The organism is Microcystis sp. LE19-84.1B, from assembly GCF_027531875.1.
GTDB classification, from domain to species: domain Bacteria; phylum Cyanobacteriota; class Cyanobacteriia; order Cyanobacteriales; family Microcystaceae; genus Microcystis; species Microcystis panniformis.
The window spans coordinates 1-13,182 of sequence record NZ_JAPZSR010000057.1 but is presented as its reverse complement, the minus strand read 5'-3'; the positions used below and the strand labels follow the sequence as shown (position 1 = coordinate 13,182).

12 protein-coding genes and 1 pseudogene are annotated in these 13,182 nt (G+C 44.2%); 5 read left to right on the top strand and 8 right to left on the bottom strand.

Annotation, left to right across the window (positions count from 1 at the left end; translation table 11 throughout):
* Window positions 1-105: 105 nt before the first annotated feature.
* The 5 genes from O9324_RS03060 to O9324_RS03040 form a co-directional block, all read right to left on the bottom strand.
* Window positions 106-315, bottom strand: coding sequence for a hypothetical protein (locus O9324_RS03060; protein ID WP_002732654.1), 210 nt, complete (start codon window positions 313-315; stop codon window positions 106-108).
* A 257-nt stretch (window positions 316-572) separates the two neighbouring features.
* Complete coding sequence (locus tag O9324_RS03055; RefSeq protein WP_288139439.1) at window positions 573-1,001, bottom strand: type II toxin-antitoxin system VapC family toxin; 429 nt, start codon at window positions 999-1,001, stop codon at window positions 573-575.
* 981 nt (window positions 1,002-1,982) lie between these two features.
* Window positions 1,983-2,240 carry a BrnA antitoxin family protein gene (locus tag O9324_RS03050; protein WP_002764754.1) on the bottom strand — a complete coding sequence of 86 codons (258 nt, stop codon included), beginning with the start codon at window positions 2,238-2,240 and terminating at the stop codon, window positions 1,983-1,985.
* A gap of 2 nt (window positions 2,241-2,242) precedes the next feature.
* A complete protein-coding gene (locus O9324_RS03045; RefSeq protein WP_002764752.1) occupies window positions 2,243-2,509 on the bottom strand; it encodes a BrnT family toxin in 267 nt (88 codons plus the stop codon).
* Window positions 2,510-3,098: 589 nt separating this feature from the next.
* Window positions 3,099-4,046 (bottom strand): hypothetical protein, encoded by a 948-nt coding sequence (locus O9324_RS03040; RefSeq protein WP_288139438.1) that lies wholly within the window; start codon window positions 4,044-4,046, stop codon window positions 3,099-3,101.
* Window positions 4,047-4,203: 157 nt separating this feature from the next.
* Here O9324_RS03040 and O9324_RS03035 point away from each other — a divergent pair, with 157 nt between their 5' ends.
* The 3 genes and pseudogenes from O9324_RS03035 (at window position 4,204) to O9324_RS03025 (ending at window position 8,444) form a co-directional block, all read left to right on the top strand.
* Window positions 4,204-6,534 carry a heavy metal translocating P-type ATPase gene (locus O9324_RS03035; protein ID WP_288139437.1) on the top strand — a complete coding sequence of 777 codons (2,331 nt, stop codon included), beginning with the start codon at window positions 4,204-4,206 and terminating at the stop codon, window positions 6,532-6,534.
* Between the two features lie 277 nt (window positions 6,535-6,811).
* Window positions 6,812-7,123: pseudogene (locus O9324_RS03030) on the top strand (IS66-like element ISStau2 family transposase); the annotation flags it as partial.
* A 148-nt stretch (window positions 7,124-7,271) separates the two neighbouring features.
* The gene (locus O9324_RS03025) at window positions 7,272-8,444 is read left to right on the top strand and encodes a putative hexosyltransferase (RefSeq protein ID WP_288139436.1); all 1,173 of its coding nucleotides are present in this window, start codon (window positions 7,272-7,274) and stop codon (window positions 8,442-8,444) included.
* Window positions 8,445-8,940: 496 nt separating this feature from the next.
* On the opposite strand, the gene O9324_RS03020 is transcribed toward O9324_RS03025, so the two are convergent.
* Window positions 8,941-9,282, bottom strand: a complete 342-nt coding sequence (locus O9324_RS03020; RefSeq protein WP_002782458.1) for a hypothetical protein — start codon at window positions 9,280-9,282, stop codon at window positions 8,941-8,943.
* A gap of 12 nt (window positions 9,283-9,294) precedes the next feature.
* Here O9324_RS03020 and holB point away from each other — a divergent pair, with 12 nt between their 5' ends.
* Both holB and O9324_RS03010 read left to right on the top strand, forming a co-directional pair.
* Entirely contained in the window at window positions 9,295-10,260 is a 966-nt protein-coding gene (holB, locus tag O9324_RS03015) for a DNA polymerase III subunit delta' (RefSeq protein WP_288139435.1), read from the top strand.
* Between the two features lie 37 nt (window positions 10,261-10,297).
* Window positions 10,298-10,516, top strand: a complete 219-nt coding sequence (locus O9324_RS03010; RefSeq protein WP_287630599.1) for a neurohypophysial hormones like protein — start codon at window positions 10,298-10,300, stop codon at window positions 10,514-10,516.
* Between the two features lie 431 nt (window positions 10,517-10,947).
* Here O9324_RS03010 and ftsH2 read toward each other — a convergent pair whose 3' ends face one another.
* The gene (ftsH2, locus tag O9324_RS03005; protein WP_002767533.1) at window positions 10,948-12,834 is read right to left on the bottom strand and encodes an ATP-dependent zinc metalloprotease FtsH2; all 1,887 of its coding nucleotides are present in this window, start codon (window positions 12,832-12,834) and stop codon (window positions 10,948-10,950) included.
* Between the two features lie 166 nt (window positions 12,835-13,000).
* Window positions 13,001-13,182 (bottom strand): hypothetical protein (locus O9324_RS03000; RefSeq protein WP_271956583.1); only part of this gene is annotated, 182 nt, incomplete at its 5' end.

The window sequence follows — 13,182 nt, the reverse complement described above, 5'->3', positions numbered from 1 at the left end:
TGTGTTCACTTCGTTAACGCACCCTACCAGATCAGCGATCGCTACAATCTGAACGATCGCACTTGACTCGCTGGTCGGCATAACGGCTAAGTTGAGCCGCCACGATTAGATTTGAGATTCTTGTGGTTCATCCTGTTTTGGTCGGCTCCAACGACTTGTTAGACCTTGCTTTGGTGGTAAGCTGACTACCTGCCTGCCACTTTCTGCTTGTCTTTTTTGCCAATCTACAAACATTGCATCCAAATCGTAGTTAAAGGATTTAGCGTGTTCTTCTCGAAATTTATGAATTTCATCTAAAATGTCATCTTGCCACATCGTTATAATCTCCTAAAAGTTCGTAAGGAGTACAAATTATGGGTAAGTAGTCGTGCAAAATTAATTTCCTAGTGAAGATAGGCAAGAGGCAAGGGGCAAGAGGCAAGAGCGGGGTTAGATATGTGTAATTAATTTTGCTTAGGTACTTAACTCGTAAGTAGTCGTGCAAAATTAATTTCCTAGTGAAGATAGGCAAGAGGCAAGAGGCAAGAGGCAAGAGCGGGGTTAGATATGTGTAATTAATTTTGCCTAGGTACTTATCCCAAATCAAGACTGATCTCTGCCAACTTCCTCTGAATTTGAGCGTTGGCAATATGTTTACAGTTCCATGTTAACAAGTAATCTAGCCCGTGGACAGTCGCCGCAGCAATGTGAACCGCATCATCAGAAGCTTTGGCAGGAAGGTTGCTTCGTATAAGAAACTGGGCTGCCAAGTTGCGTACAGCCTGATTGAGTTCAACCAAAGGCATTTCATTGACAATTTCTAACCTTTTCAAAGCAATCTCTGTATCTCCCTTAGCGACTTCATCTAAAACAACCTGTGAAATATAGAGAAGAAAATCATTACGGCGATTTTGCCACCAGTCCCTTGTCGTTTCGATATTCCCAGCAATAACCAAATTTCGGGTCGATCTGGCTGTCAGATAGCCAATAATGCTGGTTTCAATATAGACGGTTTCCCTCACAGCACTTTCTGAATTTTATTTGTCCCTCACTCTATCGCATTTGAGCTTTATTTTGAGGGTTTGCGAGGGAATTAGTGCGTTCACTTCGTTAACCCACCCTACCAGATCGGCGTACTGCTATGCAGTGCCTTCGGCATCGCACTCCCCATTAACGCTCCTTGCGCCTATCTGTTTTGGCTCTGATTGCGTCCTTGTTCCCCGCTTCAGCCTCTAGCGCTCTTCTGGGACTTTCGGAAATCCCTGACCGAATCTAGGTTTTGAAACCCTTGCTTGACAAGGGAACGCTAACTTTTTTTCTAATAAAAACTCAGATTTCGGGTTTCTGTTAGTTAGCACTCGCTTGAAGGCTTACCCCATAAGAGAGCCAGAGTTGAGAGACTGTAAGATTTTTGCCAGAGTTCCTCCAAGAGCGCTAGATTTCCGAGTCTAGTCACTGGGGGCAGGTTGGGAGTCACTGTATCCCTTACAGGGTAGGTCTTTCACCTACATCCTTTTTGTCAGTTATGCTGTTTTATCAGCACTCTAGGCTATTTATTCCCCTAGAAACGAATCGCACCGTTACATTTCATTAACCCACCCTACCAGATCAGCGTGCTGCTACGCAGTGCCTTCGGCATCGCACTCTGTTATGAGTTGATTGATGTTGGGTTTCCTTGCGTCAACCCAACCTACGGGCGAGGTGATCGCACTAAATTCCTGACAATTAAGCTCATTCTAGCCATGATTCCTATATCTGACCCCACCCTTAGCAAAAATTTATAATTATTCGACCTTTAGCGATCGCTATCGGGGGATAGTTGTTTTTTGTTACAGCAGTGGGGAGAAGGGAGCGGGTTTTTCAAGTGGGATTGGGAGTTAATCATGCTATTAAAAACCGATTCAGTATAACGTCTCAAATCAGCGGCGGCAGATATCCTCGAACTCAGCGCCAGCGGCTTTCAACCGTCCGCTGCATTTGAATGTTAGCCCTCTGCAAGCACTTCATCGCTCAATGCGCTCAAGTTCTTCACGAACAACTCTGCGTAGGGTTTCTTCCAAAGGCTCACGGCTTTGCTGAATATACTGGTGCAATGCTTCATTAATAAGGGTTTGGTAGTTTCCTCCACCTGCTAAATGAACTTGCTCACGAAACCACGCTAAAACCTCATCATCTAACCGGATTGTGATACGAGTTTTTCCAGGTGGTATTGGATCGATCGCCCCTCGTTTACCCTGACTAAAATCATATTCCGCTTCCATAATTATCCTTCCTCATACTGTTGTCGTTCTTGCCGAGTTGCTTTGCGGGCGGAGATGATCCGAGTTTCATCGTCCCGTATCGTGTAAACAACCACTAAAACCCTGCCAAAAGCATCGACACCGATTGTGACAAACCGTTCCTCACCAAACCGTTCGTCTGGAATGGTAATTGCCAGATCATCTGAAAAAACCGATACTGCATCAGCAAAGTCAATACCGTGCTTGCGAAGATTGGTTGCTGCCTTGTCTCTATTCCATTGGTAAGCCATCTCAATTATAGTATGCACATCTGTACATACTACCAGCAGTAAACTCTTGTCGTGCTCGTTGACTCTGTAAATTACTGTAAGCTTTTGGCTTGCCAGATAACCTTAGTGGTCAACTTAGCTTTGACTGAAGATTGTATCAGAATCATTAATCCTCAACCTAAGCTTTCAATGGTGCTAACAGTAGTTACCATTGAAAGCTTACAAGCTTGCTCATGATGATGCTCCAAGGAATCGTCTCCAAGATCATCCAGAGATTACGATAAGCGTGTTATGCCGATTAGCGTACTCTGTTATGAACCCTCCCCCACTGATTTGTTCAAAGTTTTCTCGTTGTGCGACTGTCAGATGAACTTTATCTCGCCTACATCTTCTCATGATTGATGTCCTCAGTTGAGCCTATCTATTGCCCTATTTTAGCTGTGTCAGTCCAGTAGGGTGTGTTAGCGTCAGCGTAACGCCCGAATTTTGAACATTAGATAAGGTGCGTTCACTTCGTTAACGCACCCTACCAGATCGGCGTGCTGCTATGCAGTGCCTTCGGCATCGCAATTGCATTAGGGAACGCACCCTGCAGCTACGGTGTTCTCTGTCAATGGGGTTTAGCTTCGTGTATATGAATTAACTGAGATCCTGGATAATCTTCAGGTTGATCTAAACATTCTTTATCAAGATCTTTACAGATTGTTTCCAGCATAAACTTCAAGATAGCAAATTCAGTCGTTTCTTTGAAAACCATTAATCCGGGATATTCTGAGCCTTTTATGTTTGTTTTTCCTTCGTCGTCTTGAGAATAAACGTACCAACTTATAATTAATACATCGCTATCAACCAAGACAGCCCTAACAGATGCAGGGGAATAAAAGCGTTTTATGTAGAGATTAGCCTTATAGCAATTATTAGGATCATTTCGGTTGTTACGTTCTCTCAAATACAATTCCTTTGGAACTCCTGAAATCCTATCCTTTGTATCTCCACCTAAATTAAGAGTATCCCAGATTTCATCGCACTGTTGATAAAGAATAATCTTCGTGTTTAAGCGCATGAGAGGAGCAAGGATTTTATCCCTAAGTAAAACTCCTGAATGTTGAATGAAAGTTATCTTTTCAGGAGTTTTATTTTTTAAAATCCGTTTAATAAGCTCTTCATAAAGAGTATTTTGTTGATCTATTTTAAGGTTTCCGTTGTTAATTGCTTCTCTGAAATTGATAATTTCTTCTTTTAAGTCGTTGGTAGATGATTGAACATTGTTTGTTGCTTCTTTTACTTCATTGATAATTTCTGCTTTTAAGTCGTTGGTAGATGATTGAACATTGTTTGTTGCTTCTTTTAATTCTTTGGTAGATTTTCGATTTGATAGTAGAGAGCCTGCTATAAAGCCTAGAATTACTAAAGTTATCGCACTTAATTTAGACTCCACCTCCTTAATACCCAACAAGTTTAGTATGCCAATTACTAACGCAGTAGGAATTATTATGTAGAGATCAAGGTTTTCACCTTGTTTTATATCCTTCCATGCTTCTCTGAGATAACGCCGCATATCATTACCACCTTTGTAGTCCTTTGACTAAGTTGACACTATTGTAGTCTAACTATTGCCGATCGAGAATGGATCCGGAAGAGATCGCCAAAATAGTTTAAAAATCGGCCGAGAATTTCTAGGATAGAAGTAAAGACCATCCTTGCCTACTTTTTCTATGATCCTAGCCGCCGAAACTGGACTAAAAACCGCTACTCTAGACGTAAAAGGCATGAAATGCGCCGGCTGTGTGAGTGCCGTAGAAAGACAACTCAGCCAAAATCAAGGGGTAAAATCGGCCCAAGTTAATCTAATCACGGAAATTGCCGTGATTGAATACCAACCAGATGCGATCGCACCAGAGCAGTTAGCCGCAAAATTAACCGCGATTGGATTCCCCACCCAACCGCGCAGCTCATCGACTCCCCTTTCTCAACAAAATCAACGGCTGCAAAACCAACAAAAAGAACGGCAACAACAATTATACCGATTAGCGATCGCTTGTTGTTTACTGGTTTTTTCCCTGATTGGTCACTTACACCACATCGGGGGACCAGAAATCCCCATCCTTCAAAGTATTGCTTTTCACTGGACCTTAGCCACCCTAGCCATTTTATTCCCCGGCCGCGATATTTTCATCGATGGTTGGCGGGGATTACGGCACGGGATGCCAAATATGAACACTCTCGTTAGTTTAGGCACAGGTAGCGCCTATATAGCCAGTTGTTTGGCTCTTATCTTCCCTAATCTCGGTCTAGAGTGCTTTTTTGATGAACCAGTCATGCTGTTAGGTTTTATTCTCCTCGGACGGACTCTAGAAGCGCATTCCCGTCATCGCGCAGCCGCAGACTTAGAAGCGCTTACTTCCCTACAACCGGCAGTGGCTCACCTAATTGGTAGTACAGATGACCGTGTGGGTGTGGCGATTCCGGTGGAACAGCTGCGCGTCGGGGAATGGGTGCGCGTCTTACCCGGGGAAAAAATTCCCGTGGATGGGGAGATTATTCAGGGAAGAACCACGGTAGATGAAGCTTTATTAACGGGGGAATCGCTGCCGGTGGTTAAGGAAATGGGAGATTTAGTCATTGCTGGTAGTTTCAATCTCTCTGGTGCGATCGCTGTGCAAACTCGTCAGGTGGGGACCGATACCACCCTAGCTAAGATTATCGCAGCCGTGGAATCAGCCCAAACTCGCAAGGCCCCGGTACAGAAGATAGCGGACCGGGTAGCGGGTTATTTTGCCTACGGAGTCATGATAATTGCCCTAATTGTGCTGCTCTTTTGGTATTTTTGGGGAACTAGGCTCTTTCCAGAGGTGTTAGGATCAACCACAGGACACCACGAGATGATTCAATCCACTTCTCCCCTACTTTTGTCCCTAAAATTAGCGATTTCTGTGCTTGTGGTCGCTTGTCCCTGCGCTCTCGGTTTAGCCACACCAACGGCCCTACTGGTGGGAACCAGTTTAGCAGCCGAACGGGGTATTTTAATTAAAGGGGGCGATGTTTTGGAAACCGTCTCGCAACTGCAAACGGTGGTTTTTGACAAAACGGGAACCCTTAGCCAAGGTCATCCAGAAATTACCGATTATTTGAGTTTTTCTGAGCTTAATTCCCTAGAAATTCAACAATTAGCGGCAGTAGTGGAGAGTGGTACTAATCATCCTCTTGCTCAAGCGATTTTAGACGCGGTTACTCCTCCTACTAACCTGACGGGGGAAGATTTTCAAACTGTGGCCGGATTGGGAGTTTCGGCAAGGGTGCAGGGGTCAAAAATTGTTCTAGGAAATCGGCAATGGTTGGCACAGAACGGCATTAAAATCGATGAAACTATCCCCAGTATTCAAGAGCTTTTAGAGGCGGGTAAAACGGTGATTTATCTGGGTATGGAAGAACAATTACTCGGCGCGATCGCTTTTCAGGATCGATTACGTCCCGATGCTCAAACAACCGTTAATCAGTTGCAAAAACTCGGTTTAGAGGTGATTTTACTCAGTGGTGATCGCCAAGAAGTGGTGACAGCGATCGCTAATAGTTTGGGTATTAGTCAATTTTATGCCCAAGTTGCTCCCACCGAAAAATCCGCTTTAATTGCCGACCTACAGACAAAAGAGGGCAAAATCGTCGCTATGGTCGGGGATGGTATCAATGACGCTCCCGCACTAGGACAGGCTAACATCGGTATTGCTCTGGCCGGTGGCACGGAAGTGGCCATGGAAACGGCCGGGATCGTTTTAATTAGCGATCGCCTAGAAGATGTGGTGCAATCTCTGCATTTAAGTCTGGCCACATGGCAAAAAATCCGACAGAATCTTTTTTGGGCTTTGGGTTATAATACATTTGCTATTCCCATTGCTGGTGGTTTATTACTGCCCCGTTGGGGTCTAGCTTTCAGTCCGGCCTTAGCAGCAGCTTTGATGGCTTTTAGTTCGGTTATGGTAGTGAGTAATTCCCTGCTTTTACGTCGTCAATTTCCTCCGCTCAAATCGACGCAGGAAGGCAAAAACTAAAACAATTATCGATTTTTTCTCGATAAATCTATCAAGCACCAAAAAGAGCAGCTCTCTTATTCTTTGTGTGATAAGTTTAACTGATACAGGATCGATCAATCTCTGTGTCCTCTATGTCTTTGTGGTTCGTTACCCAAGAGAGCCAAAAAGAGCATTTTTTTCATCGTCGAAGATGATCAAAACAGAACCCAAATTCTCTTAACCGAGAAGTAATATTCACTGGGGAGAGCGTAGGATTATGCTATCTGTTGGCACTCTCGGTTTGTCTACCTCTCAGCGCCAACTGCTGAAAGTGGAAGCCGTCTGGTTGTTCGTCACGATGGAGGGATTGGAGCCGAGAAATAATGCTGCCCAGAGGGCAGTTCGCCCAGCAGTGCTGTGGCGGCACACTAGCTTTGGCTCCCAAAGTAAGGCGGGTAGTGTTTTTGTAGCGCAGATGCTGACAGTAGTGACGAGTCTGCGTTCTCATAAACGCAATGTCTTGGAATTTATGACCGAAGCGATCTGCGCCTCTAGGAGGGATAGTAACTCTCCCTCTCTGCTGCTCCAGGAGAGTCCTTCCACACAGTCAATACCACTGACTGCTTGACACCCCCCCCCCTGAACGGTTACAGTTGTTGGAGGGTGGAAGAGGCTTCTAGTTCCTGTGGACGGGCAAGATGCCAATCCCACGTTTCATATTTAATTACAACCAGCTACTTACACTTAATATTTGATGTTTAATTAGGTTATTTTTCATGAATTTACTACAAAGTTTCTGGCGCAGATTTGAAAATCAAACCATTGTGATAATTAGTGTAATTCTTGCCTTTTTACTACGGCTGAGTCGCTGGCAAAACTCAACCTCGGATATGAAATATTACAGTAAGTGGTATGATTTTATCGTCCAGAACGGAGGATTTAGTGCTTTTAAATATGATTTTGCTAACTACAATCCTCCTTACTTGTATTTAATGGTTATTGCTTCTTATATTTATTCTAGTTTGCCTAAAATTCTTGCTATCAAGCTGATTACAATCCCTTTTGATTTTCTCTGTGCTTTTTTTGTTTATAAGCTAGTTCGCCTCAAATATTCTAGAGGCAAATTACCAATTATTGCTGCTATTATTGTCTTGTTTTCCCCTACAGTTTTTTTGAATAGTTCTTACTGGGGACAGACAGATATGCTTTATACATTTTGGTTAGTTGCCTGTCTCTATTATCTAGCTATTGAGCGAAATATATTAGGATTAATATGTTTTGGTATCGCTGTTTCTTTTAAGCAACAAGCAATGTTTTTTGCGCCTTTTTTAATCATGCTTGGTGTCAAAAAATATATCTCTTGGTCTTCATTATTAATTGTTCCCTTAGTATATTTTATCTCTCTAGTTCCAAGTTGGATGGCAGGCAGATCAATAAACAGTTTATTGTCAATTTATCTCAATCAAGCCGGAACATTTAAAGATCTGACATTAAATGCTCCTAATCTATATCTATGGATTTCCAATCAATTTTATTCAAGGGTTGTTCCCCTGGGCTCATTGCTGACAGTAACTGTTATTGTGTACCTCGTTTACATAATTTACAAAAGTCACCTTAAAATTACTACACCAGTAATGATTCAACTGGCTCTTATCTCAGTCTTGGTTGTCCCTTATGTACTGCCGAAGATGCACGAAAGATACTTTTTTGCTGCCGATGTTATTTCCATTATTTTTGGTTTTTATTACCCCCGTTATTTTTTCGTGCCAATTATTATTAATCTTGTATCTCTCTTCAGTTATTTTCCTTATCTAATGCGTCAACATGGTGTAGGAGTGGAGATAGTTTCTTTGCCAATCTTGTCTCTCATTTTAGGATTGACAATATTAATTACTCTTTATCATCTACATCAAACTCTTCAGGAAGCTGAACAACAGAAATTACTCTAACAATTTTCCTTTCTGTTATTGCCAGAGGACATAGACCTAGATCGATCGATCTTTGTGTCCTCTGTGTCTCTGTGGTTCCTTCCACTCCCTCGCTAGGAGGAATGTATCTTAGAATACATTTTACCCACCAAACCTGGGAGAGCCCAATTCCTGAGATTGTGGGCTCTTAGTCTAACAAAGCCCATGCACACCGACCGTCGAAACTGGATCGCTATGATGCAGAAGTTATCTGGCGTGGGTGATGGCCAGCGTTACCAGGAAAAGTGAATAAACATTATACTAAATTGGGTTACACTTCATCTTTAGGAGAAACGCTCTAATATAGATATTTCGACCAAATTGAGATGCACCCAATTTGGTATCATCTCTGGATGACCAGCTACTGTTCTGGCGTTCCCAAAAACTAGAGACTTCCCACCTCACCATTAAGATAACTGCTATAAGATGGTATTTTGTCCCTGTCTTTGTCAGTTGACGGAGACAGGAACAAATCGGGTTAAGCGGTAATTCTGGTCAGGGATTGACCTTGATAATTGTTGGTAATAATCTGGTGAATAGATTGGAAAAATTGCCGACAACGATTATTAGTTCTCAGGGGCAGCTCATGATTTTTTACCAATAAATCGATCTGAAGTTCCGAGCTAGTGGGAGGATGAATAAATAATTCCACTTTCACTAACTGGGGAAAGAGAGCATCGTTAGGAACTTCCGATAAAAGCAAGACATCAGGCCGGCGCTTGATGATTTCAAATTCACCCAAACTTAATATATCATCGTATAAAAACCCGGTCTGATGAGGAGAAATCCCGACAAAATAGGAACAGCAATAGCGAGCCATGGCAGGGAAAAGATGATAAATTGGTCAAGGTTAATCGGTCAAAATCAGGCCATTGAACTACTACAAAGAGCGCTTGAAGTCAATTCGATCGCTCCCGCTTACTTATTCGCCGGCGCTAAAGGGATTGGACGCAATCTAGCAGCAAAATGTTTCTGTCAAGACTTATTAACTAGAGATCGATCGCCGGAAACAAGGGAATTAATCCTGAAACGCTTTCTGGGGGGCAATCATCCTGATTTACTCTGGATTGAACCCACTTATCAACACCAAGGCAAACTGCTCACCGCAAAAGAAGCACAGGAAAGCAATCTCAAGCGTAAAGCTCCCCCGCAAATCCGCATCGAACAAATTCGCGAGATTACTAACTTTTTAAGTCGTCCTCCCCTGGAATCGTCCCGCTCTGTGGTAGTGATCGAGCAAGCAGACACCATGACGGAATCAGCAGCAAATGCCCTCTTAAAAACGCTTGAGGAACCTGGAAAAGCCACTTTAATCCTAATTGCTCCCAGTCCCTCCTCTTTACTACCGACTCTCGTTTCTCGCTGTCAACATATCCCTTTTCAGCGTCTTTCGGAAGAAAATCTCGCTCAAGTCCTGCGCTCTAACGGACACGCTCGCGTTCTCAATTATCCAGCAATTCTCGGTTTAGCTCAAGGTAGCCCCGGAGAAGCGATCGCCGCTTTAGAATTTCTCGACAGTCTCCCCCAAGATTTACCGCGATCTTTGAGCAAATTTCCCCTAAAACTCTCCCAAGCACTGGAATTAGCCAAAATTATTGCTCAAACTCTTGACACGGAAACCCAATTATGGTATGTGAGTTATCTTCAGTATGAGGATTGGCAACGACGACGAGAGCGATCGATTTTAGAAATCTTGGAAAAAACCCGCCGGCAGCTGTTAGCCTACGTTCAACCCCGTTTAGTCTGGGAATGCACTTTCTTGGCATTAGCCAAGCTATCCACCGCCCAAAAGTCTTAAAATTGTTATATTTATCGATCGAGTGGGGAGAAAGACCATGAAAATCAAATCCTTAGTTTTGCTGATTCTGTTAACCTTGACTACGGTTTTAGGTGCTTGTCAGGGGGGAAAAGAAGCCGAGGAACCGAAAAACGTCCCTACCACGGTGGAATCACCGCAAAAAGACGAAGATAGCGATAAAGACGGGGAAAATCGGCAAAAAGACGATGATAATGACCAGAATAAAGATGATGACGATGACGATGACGATGACTAGGGTTTGCGGCAAAAAGTTTGTTGGTGGGGTTAGGAGTCAGTAGCCAGTAGTCAGTAGTCAGGAGAATTAAGAATGAATAATAAGCAATTAAATCGTCTATTTACAGATTTTACGCCATTTAATCTTTATTTTTGCCGTTTTTGAACCCTTAACTAGGGTTTGCGGCAAAAAGTACGGGCGAAGCATTCGGTTAGAAAATCTACGGTTTCACCGATAGGTTATTGTCCGAATGCTTCGCCCCTACAGGACGCGGGCCGATGAAGACGCAAGGTTTTGAACGACGATTCTCTCAAAATCTTGCACCTGTTTCGCGAGAAAAGCCACAAAACTCTTACCTTGCCTACATTTCACATTTATTCAGCAAACCCTAACTAGCATAAAAAAATCGGGTGAGTCTTAACCCACCCGATCGCACATAGATTGAAATCAACCTATAACTGTGGTACAAACTGTTCTTTTTCGGGAACGTAGGCGTATTCAGCCACAATTTGCCGGAATTCTTGCCCATCAATCGTTTCTTTTTCGATCAGCAGGTCCACCACTCGATCGATCACTTCGCGATGATCGCGGACAATTTGCCGAGAAATTTCATGACAGTGTTCCACGATTGATCGCACCTGATCATCAATGCGAGTAGCGACCTTCTCAGAATACTCGGAACGAGTCATCAAACCGCCACCGAGGAACACTTCACCCCCTTGACTTTCTAGGGACAAAGGACCCAAATCGCTCATCCCGAAACGAGTCACCATCTGGCGGGCCATATCAGAAACTTGCTGTAAATCGCCACCGGCACCGGTAGTCACCTCATCATAGCCGAAGATTTCTTCCTCAGCCGCCCGACCACCTAAAGCACCGGAAATCCGGGCCATTAACTGCGCTTTCGTGGTTAAACCCTGTTCTTCGTTGGGAGTGAACCAAGTTAAACCCTGGGCCTGTCCCCGGGGAATCAGAGTCACTTTCTGGACGGGATCGTGATCTTTTAAGAGCGTACCCACGATCGCATGACCCACTTCATGGTAAGCGATTAGGCGCTTGCTCTTGCTATCGACTAAAGGAGTACCTTCCATACCCGCGATAACGCGATCTACCGCATCATCTATCTCCAGGAGGGTAATGGCATCTTTACGACGACGGGCGGTTAAAATTGCCGCTTCGTTGAGTAAATTGGCTAAATCTGCTCCACTGAACCCCGGAGTGCGACGGGCGATCGCTTCGATGGAAACGTCGTTAGCCAGCTTTTTATTGCGGGCGTGAACGTCTAAAATCTCTAAACGACCTTTAAAATCGGGCGCATCGACGGTTACTTGGCGATCAAAACGGCCCGGACGCATGAGAGCGGAATCGAGAACATCGGGGCGGTTAGTGGCGGCAATGATAATAATTCCCGTATTCCCCTCGAAACCGTCCATTTCTGTCAATAATTGGTTTAGGGTTTGTTCCCGTTCATCGTTACCACCACCGATACCGGCACCCCGTTGACGACCTACTGCGTCAATTTCATCGATAAATATTAAACAGGGAGCATTTTCCTTGGCTTTTTTGAACAAATCGCGCACGCGAGAAGCACCGACACCGACAAACATTTCCACAAATTCCGAACCGGAAATGCTGAAGAAAGGTACACCCGCTTCACCGGCGATCGCTTTAGCCAACAGGGTTTTACCCGTACCCGGAGGGCCAACTAACAGGACTCCTTTGGGGATTTTGGCACCGACGGCGGTAAATTTCTCCGGTTGTTTGAGGAAAGTGACGACTTCCTGTAATTCTTCCTTCGCTTCGTCAATTCCTGCCACATCATCAAAGGTGATGCCGGTTTTCGCTTCCATCTGGAAACGAGCTTTTGATTTGCCAAAACTCATCGCTTGACCGGGGCCGCCTGGCATATTATTAGAACGGCGGAACAGGAAAAAGAGAGCGGCAATCAGCAAAAAGGGGAAAAGTAGATTACCGAGGAATCCCCACCAAGCGCCGTCATTCCGCATCGGGTGAGCATCGAAACTAATTTTAGAATCGCGTAAACGGGCGATCAAATCGGGGGAATTGGCCGGTAAATCGACCCGTAGGCGTTGTACTCGGTTTTCTAGTTCTGGATCTAGGGCCTGTACGATCGCGGTTCTGCCACCTTCGTAGAGATCGACGCTAACAACCCTACCACTGTCTAGGTATTCTAGAAAGCGTCCGTAGGTCATGCGGGTACTGGCGGTGTTATTGCCGATATTACTGGTGGCGGTGGCAAAAGTGCCTTGCCAGAGGAAAAAACCGACCACAAGGGCGGGCAATGTCCACAGTAAAATCGTTTTCCAGGATAGTTTCATGTTTGTTTAGTGGTTCTAGGATAAAGATTTTTGCTTAACTCATTTAGCTGTTTTTGTCAAGGACTTTACGTTATTTTTTCGAGATTAATCCCCGCAGCCAATTAAATCTTAACTAAATGTAACGTAATTCTCATAATTCTGGCAAGAATGGTGACGAGAGATTTTTTTAGTTCATTTGTTCTAGCAAGAGTCTCATGGTTTCTGGGATAAGGGACTTGCGTGGGAATAATATCCCAGCCAGAAAATCGCTCTGTAGAAGAACCAGACCGGCCAGATGGCACATTATCAAAGCGCAAGTCCCTAACATCTCGAAGGCTCTCGCCCTACTTAGGGTGATCAGCAAACCTG